The 6966-nt window shown below is 38.3% G+C and carries 7 protein-coding genes and 1 tRNA gene; 5 read left to right on the top strand and 3 right to left on the bottom strand.

The features are described 5' to 3' along the window. Positions 1 to 827: proline racemase family protein (locus VIG73_RS02605; protein WP_331639000.1), on the bottom strand; the 827-nt coding region annotated here is incomplete at its 3' end. Continuing rightward, entirely contained in the window at positions 828 to 2000 is a 1173-nt protein-coding gene (locus VIG73_RS02600) for an FAD-dependent oxidoreductase (protein WP_331638999.1), read from the bottom strand. 183 nt (positions 2001 to 2183) lie between these two features. Between VIG73_RS02600 and VIG73_RS02595 the strand changes: the two genes are divergently transcribed. The 5 genes from VIG73_RS02595 to VIG73_RS02575 all read left to right on the top strand — a co-directional run bounded on the left by VIG73_RS02595 (position 2184) and on the right by VIG73_RS02575 (position 6669). After that, the gene (locus tag VIG73_RS02595) at positions 2184 to 3839 is read left to right on the top strand and encodes a sigma-54 interaction domain-containing protein (protein ID WP_331638998.1); all 1656 of its coding nucleotides are present in this window, start codon (positions 2184 to 2186) and stop codon (positions 3837 to 3839) included. 66 nt (positions 3840 to 3905) lie between these two features. Further along, positions 3906 to 4181 (top strand): (2Fe-2S)-binding protein, encoded by a 276-nt coding sequence (locus VIG73_RS02590; protein WP_194562506.1) that lies wholly within the window; start codon positions 3906 to 3908, stop codon positions 4179 to 4181. After that, on the top strand, positions 4178 to 4516 hold the full coding sequence (locus tag VIG73_RS02585) for a (2Fe-2S)-binding protein (RefSeq protein WP_194562505.1): 339 nt from the start codon (positions 4178 to 4180) through the stop codon (positions 4514 to 4516). Before VIG73_RS02590 ends, VIG73_RS02585 begins: the two co-directional genes overlap by 4 nt. Continuing rightward, the gene (locus VIG73_RS02580) at positions 4500 to 5717 is read left to right on the top strand and encodes an NAD(P)/FAD-dependent oxidoreductase (protein WP_331638997.1); all 1218 of its coding nucleotides are present in this window, start codon (positions 4500 to 4502) and stop codon (positions 5715 to 5717) included. The genes VIG73_RS02585 and VIG73_RS02580 overlap by 17 nt, the downstream gene beginning before the upstream one ends. Before the next feature lie 262 nt (positions 5718 to 5979). Then, a complete protein-coding gene (locus tag VIG73_RS02575; RefSeq protein WP_194562503.1) occupies positions 5980 to 6669 on the top strand; it encodes a FadR/GntR family transcriptional regulator in 690 nt (229 codons plus the stop codon). 159 nt (positions 6670 to 6828) lie between these two features. Here VIG73_RS02575 and VIG73_RS02570 read toward each other — a convergent pair. Then, positions 6829 to 6900, bottom strand: a tRNA-Gln gene (locus VIG73_RS02570). Positions 6901 to 6966 lie beyond the last annotated feature (66 nt).

Here is a 6966-nt window from a genome sequence, read left to right as displayed (position 1 = left end):
GTTTCATTTTTCTTAATGTCACAATTGCGATAGAGCGTAGCTAGTTTTGCACTCGTGCCTGTGCCACAAGGGGAACGATCAATTCCACCTGGGGGGACAATTACTGTATTTTTGACATCTGCACGTGCATCGACCGGATCTGTATAAAATTCAATATGTGTTAATCCTTTAATAAACGGATACGTCGGGTGAACTACCTCAAAATGCTCGTTGATATGATTACGAATTAAAATTGCTTGGTTAATAATTTCTGTTGCATTGCTTTCCACCAGGGGTATATTTAATCGACGTGCATCGACTATACCGTAAAAATTACCGCCATAAGCAATTTCAACAGTTACTTCCCCTACACCTTCAACAGTGACATCTACCGTATCTAGTAAAAAGGCAGGCACGTTTGCGAAGGTTACTTGTTTCGCCCGTCCGTCTTCAACATCTATTTTTACACGAACGAGACCAGCGGGAGTATCTAGCGTCAAATGCATGACAGGTTCTGTCACAGGAACAAAGCCTGCTTCTACTAAAGCTGTACAAACACCGATAGTATCGTGACCACACATGGGTAAATATCCCCCTGTTTCAATGTAAATGACGCCAATATCTGCCTCAGGATGGGTAGGACTTGTCAATAATACTCCTGACATAACACTATGACCCCTTGGCTCATTCATTAAAAATTGTCGGATCCAATCATAATGCTTTTTCATATATAACATTTTTTCACTCATCGTTTCTCCTTCCAGATGTGGAAGTCCACTAATGAGCGTGCGTGTAGGATTACCTCCTGTATGCGTATCGATAGTTTTGAATACACGACTCGCTTTCACTTAATTCACTCCCTCCCTAAAACGTTCAATGCTGACAGGTTCGATTGGGATCGTCGTTTCAATACCCCCCAATAATTCAGCTACTACTTTTCCTGTAATCGCTGCTAAACTAATTCCATCTCCCTCATGCCCTGCTGCGATATAAAAACCAGGAATTTCCTTTACTGCTGAAATGATTGGCAAATGATCTGCTGTCCACGGTCTTAACCCAGCATATGTGCGAATAACCGTCATATCTTTCATCTTTGGATAAAATCGAAGTGCACGATTAGCGATAGTTTGAGTCACTATTGGATTGACTTTCGTATCAAAACCAACAAACTCTCGGCTACTGCCAATCAAAAAATTTTGACTCTCTGTCGGTTCAAAGACTAAGGCAACTCCATATTTTTCAGTTATTGCATCCACGCGTCGTTCTCCTCCAAATTTTGAAATCAAATAACCGAATTCCATCACTTTTCGTAACCCGACTAACTCTTGACGACTCGCCACAATAATTTGCCCTTTCCTTGGTTCAATCGGAATGTCTACGCCTAGCATTTTTCCAATTTTCGGAGCCCAAATGCCAGCCGCATTCACAACACGGTCTGCAGTCATCTCACCTTTTGTTGTTTCTAAATAGAAGGTACCTTCTATATTTTTTAAGTTCGTCACTTCACAATGTTTAATAATGGTAGCTCCCAGTTTCTCCGCTTGATGAAACATTGAAAAAGTAAGCATATAGGGATTAACCGTTGAGTCTGTTTCGCATTCTAATCCGCCGTACAAATCGTCTGCGAAATAGCGTGATTCATTTTTCAAATCTGCACGATCTAACATATTAAACTTTAAACCTGCCGCTTTCTGTTGCCCGACCCACTTTTGTGCAGCAATCATTTCTTCATCGCTTTCACATACAAGAATGCTCCCTGGATTACGATATTCAAAAGAAACACTTAATTCTCTGCTTAACTCTTCTACTAAACGTTGACTTTGCAAAGACATTTGACTATCAAATCCAGGATCTTTATCGATTGCTAAAATATTTCCATCACATCGTGAACTCGTACCACTCGCTAATTCATTTTTTTCTAGAACAGTAATGTCTATCCCTGCTTTTGCGCTGTAATAGGCAATAGCCGCTCCTATAATACCTCCTCCGATAACAATTACATCTGCATGTCGCTTCTTCAATAGATAACCTCCTTTCCTGACGGACTCACCTGAATTAAATAATGCAATTTTTATGCCAATTTTCAAATGATGCTCCTAGGACAATAATTGATATCTCTACACTTTTTCATGTACAATATTTTATACACTTAATGGATTAATCTAATTTTTTAGACACATTCATTAAAAGAAAGGATGAGTTTGTTGTTATTAAATTACTCTGAAGCTTTATTAACTAATTTTTTAATTTATAAAAAGTCACCAACACATTTATTACCTAACTATCAATCTTTTATTAAAGATAACCGAAAATGGAAGCGGTTACAAAAAAGAGGTGAAAAGATTATCGTTACTGAAATCCCTTGTCTCTCTTGCCCATTAACTGATCAAAATATTGGACAAGCTTTTGAGCAAACAAATTATGTACTCATTTGTAAAGAAGAACAAGTCATTGGCTACTTAGAAAAAGAACATTATTTAAAAGTATTTTATCAACAAGCACGTAAGGCACTCGCGTTTTATCAAACACTGCTCGATACGACGCAAGAATCTTGGACAATGATTGATGAACATGCCCATGTCGTTGGGTGGACAAAAGGGGCAGAGAAGATTTTCTCGATTTCTAAAGATGATATTTTAGGGAAACCTATTTCTCAATTTTTCAATCAAAATGAACTTGAAATCTTAAATGCGTTGCAACAAGGCGAATCTGTCACTGAGAAATTGCATCGAGCACGTAGAGACAGAACCGTTCTAATTAGCTCTAGTCCTGTACGTTTAGATGAGAAAATTATTGGCGGGGTTGTCACAGAAACTGATATTTCGAATGAGGTTCGATTAAATGAAGAACTTTTTTCAACACATGAAAAACTCTTTCACCTCGAAAATAAAATTGAATCTAGAAATCATAGAGATAGGGCCTTCCTTCCATTAAGAGGGAATAGCCAACTTCTAAAAGACACGATTGAAATGACCAAAAAAGCTTCTCAAACAGCCGCTAACATCTTAATTTACGGAGAGAGTGGAGTTGGAAAAGAGTTATTTGCAAAAGCCATTCACTATTTAAGAGAAGAAGAGGGTGCCCCTTTTATTCCAATTAACTGCGGAGCTATCGCTCATAATTTATTTGAAAGTGAAATTTTTGGATATGAACGAGGAGCTTTTTCTGGCGCTGATAGTCGTGGGAAAGCAGGGAAAGCAGAACTTGCACAAGACGGGACATTGTTTTTAGATGAAGTCGGCGAACTACCACTCGACTTACAAGTAAAGCTTTTACGTGTCTTACAAGAAAAGAAGTTTTTTCGCGTAGGAGGAACAAAAGAAATAAAAGTTAATTTCAGGCTGGTCGCTGCCACCAACAAAGATTTAAAGCAACTAGTTGAAGATGGAACATTTCGCGAAGATTTATACTACAGACTCAATGTGTTTCAAATTGAAGTCCCCCCGCTCCGCGATAGACCTGATGACATTTTGGAATTAGCACATTATTTTGTGTACGAATATTCTTCTAAATATAACAAGCATATTCAGTCAATCCCTCATGAAATTATCCAATGTTTGATTTCGCATGATTGGAAAGGGAATGTACGTGAATTAAAAAATAGCATTGAACGTTTAGTTGTACTATCGGAAGAAGGAACGCTTTCTTTCAATGACCTTCCACCTGAAGTAAAGCGTTCAAACATCAGCAAACCTTCTGTAAATGGACAATCATTAGCTGATCAACTCGAAGTTTATGAAAAAGAAATTATTTTAAATACATTAGAAAAAGTCAATCATCAAAAATCCGAATGTGCTAAACGACTAGGTATATCTCGAGCAACTTTATATAATCGCATGAATAGATTAGGTATTCATTAATTTCGGCACAAATCTTGCATACCCTTATCTAGTGAAAGATTAATCAGAGTAGAAAGGGGTACAAAAATGAATAATCAGTCATCAATCATTTGTCGATGCGAAGAAGTATCGTCTAAAAAATTACACCAAGTCGCAAACGAACAACGTTGTTCCGCACGCGAATTAAAATTACGCACACGGGCAGGTATGGGTTATTGCGGGGGGCGTACTTGTAGAATAGCTATTAATAAAATTGCGACTCATTACCAAGCAACTCAAACTACCAACCTCCCTCTTAAATATCAAGCACCCATTCGACCAGTTTCATTCGAGCAAGTGGGTACTGGAGGTGAACTAAAATGAGAATCCATCACCACCCTGTTCTCCGCCCCCTTCAACGGAAGGAAATCAACTTTACTTTTAACGGTCAAACTTATAAAGGATTAGAAGGAGAGCCTATCGCTGCAGCTTTACTTGCAAATAATATACGAACTTTACGAGTTCATGAAGAATCTGGAACACCGCGAGGAATTTACTGCAATATCGGGCACTGTTATGAATGTCGTGTCACTGTAAACGGTATACAAGGTAAACGAGCTTGCTTAACGCCTCTCACCCATCATATGGATATTAACAGCGGGGAAATCCTTTCAACAGCTGTAAGAGATTGGAGGAAACAACATGACCACTCATTATGATGTACTCATTATCGGTGCTGGTCCTGCTGGTCTCAGTGCGGCCCTTGAAATGAAAAGTTTGGCTCCTCATTTAAACATCGGGATAATAGATGAATATTTGTTAGCAGGAGGAAGATTACTCGGGCAACTGTATGAAGAATCTAAAGGTCAGTGGTGGAACGGATTTAGAAAAAGCGAAGAACTACGTCAACAAATTCAACAACTCAATATCGATCTATTTTTAGAAGTGTCCGTATATGACCTTATAATCAAAGATGAAAGCGTAACTTTCTTCACAGAACGTGGGAGAATGACGAGCAAATACGCTTTAATTGCCACAGGTGCCTCAGAAGTTCCAACTCCCATTGAAGGTTGGACTTTACCTGGGGTAATGTCTGTTGGAGCCGCTCAAGTTATGACGAACGTACATCGCGTGAAGCCTGGAAAACAGGGTGTTATTATTGGGGTAAATATGCTATCGTCTGCAATTGCTATGGAACTAGCACTAGCTGAAGTAAATGTAAAAGCAATGGCTTTGCCACTTTACAGCATCGAAAATGAACAACATGCTATTCCTAAAGTGATTTTCAAACAAGTTATGGCCGCTGCCCATATGGCCCCCTCTTTACTTGCAAAATTTGGAAGTAAAATACTATTCACTGATCATTTAAAAGATTTTGCAATCCAATTTTATCCTAAAAAAGGAATTAAAATGTGGGGAATCCCTATTTATATGCGCTCTGCTATAAAACGAATTGAAGGAGAAGGTAAAGTCGAGCGAGTTATTATGGTCGACATTACAACCGATGGTAAAGAAATTCCTTCCACTGAACGTGCAATTCCTGCTGATTTCGTTTGCTTATCAGGTGGGCTAACTCCTCTTGCAGAACTTGTTTCTTTAGCTGGAGTTCCATTCTATGCTATTGAAGCATTAGGTGGACACGTCCCTTTACACAATGAACAGATGGAAACGCCGATACCTCAAATATTTGTAGCAGGAAATGTGACAGGAATTGAGGGAGCCAAAGTAGCGATGGCACAAGGAAGAGTTGCAGCACAATCTATTTTATTACGATTTAATCAGTCATCCAAAAAACAGCTACAACAAAGAATTGCTCAAGTTCACGAAGAACGGCGACACGCAGCAATTCAATTTCATCCCTTATTGGAACAAGGCAGGGAAGAACTATATGAAAAGTGGAAATTAGAGCAAAGCCAATAAAATAATACTCCAGAAAATCAATAACCCTTATTTTTCTGGAGTTTCTCTCTATCAGCTACATTAAAATTCATTAGAAATGTTTCTAGTTTTTTAACATTTAATATAATTAGTAAAATGGATACTTATTACTACCCATTTTTTATTCAATCGGGACATCATTAAAAAGTGATCAATCAATTATATTTATTCTTAATATAAAAATTGCGGTGTATTTATTTTCAATAAGGAAAGGATTTTATTTAATGAAAGGATTGCATGAGAATTGTCGATTAAAAGACCTGAACGCTTGTCTTTAGTACAACAAGTAACAGTAGAAATTGAACGTCTCATTAAAGAAGGTCATTGGACAGTTGGAGAACGCATCCCTTCTGAAACTACACTTGCTGCTAAATTTGGGGTTAGCCGTAATACAATTCGAGAAGCGGTTCGAGCACTTATTCATACAGGCGTTCTAGAAGCAATACAAGGCAGTGGCACTGTCATTAAAACCACTTCAATTTTTCAAGCAATGATGCAAAAAGAAATTGACCGTAATGCTTTTACGGACACAGTCAATGTACGCTTTGCTTTGGAAATGGAAGCCGCACGACTCGCTAGTTTATATCGGACAAATGAGCAACTGGAACAATTACAGCACCAACTCAACATCTGTCATGCAGCAAGTCAATCCAATAACTATACCTCTTTTTTGGAGGCTGATTTTACTTTTCATCAACTAGTTGTTGAATCATCTAACAATGAATTGCTCATTGCACTTTATGAACAATTGGCTCGCCGTATTAAACAATCCATTGTCCATTTTTTCTTGGAAGATCAGCCATTTCCCTACAAAAAGCACACGCATGAAGAACTAGTAAAAGCAATTAGACTACAACAACCCGAACACGCCGTGCAAGATATTATCAACTACCGTTCCATGAATTTTTCATTCTACCAAATGACGAAAGATTGAGTATAGATTAGAATATTACTAAACACGAACAAGGCTTTCGATGCTTTTTCTACAATGATTTGTAGAAGATTATAATAGAAATCATTTCATTTTAATTAACCACATAAAAAAAGTTGCAGAACATACTTGTTCTGCAACTTTTTTATCGTTTATATCGTACTGGGGTAGCTGGATTCGAACCAACGAATGACGGAGTCAAAGTCCGTTGCCTTACCGCTTGGCTATACCCCAAAATGGTGGTGGGGGACGGATTCGAACCGCCGAACCCTGAGGGAGCGGATTTACAGTCCGCCGCGT

Origin of the sequence: Cerasibacillus sp., assembly GCF_036516575.1 — a bacterium.
Taxonomy (GTDB): domain Bacteria; phylum Bacillota; class Bacilli; order Bacillales; family Amphibacillaceae; genus Cerasibacillus.
Note: the sequence above shows the minus strand (reverse complement) of the source record. Positions and strands in the feature narration are given on the sequence as shown.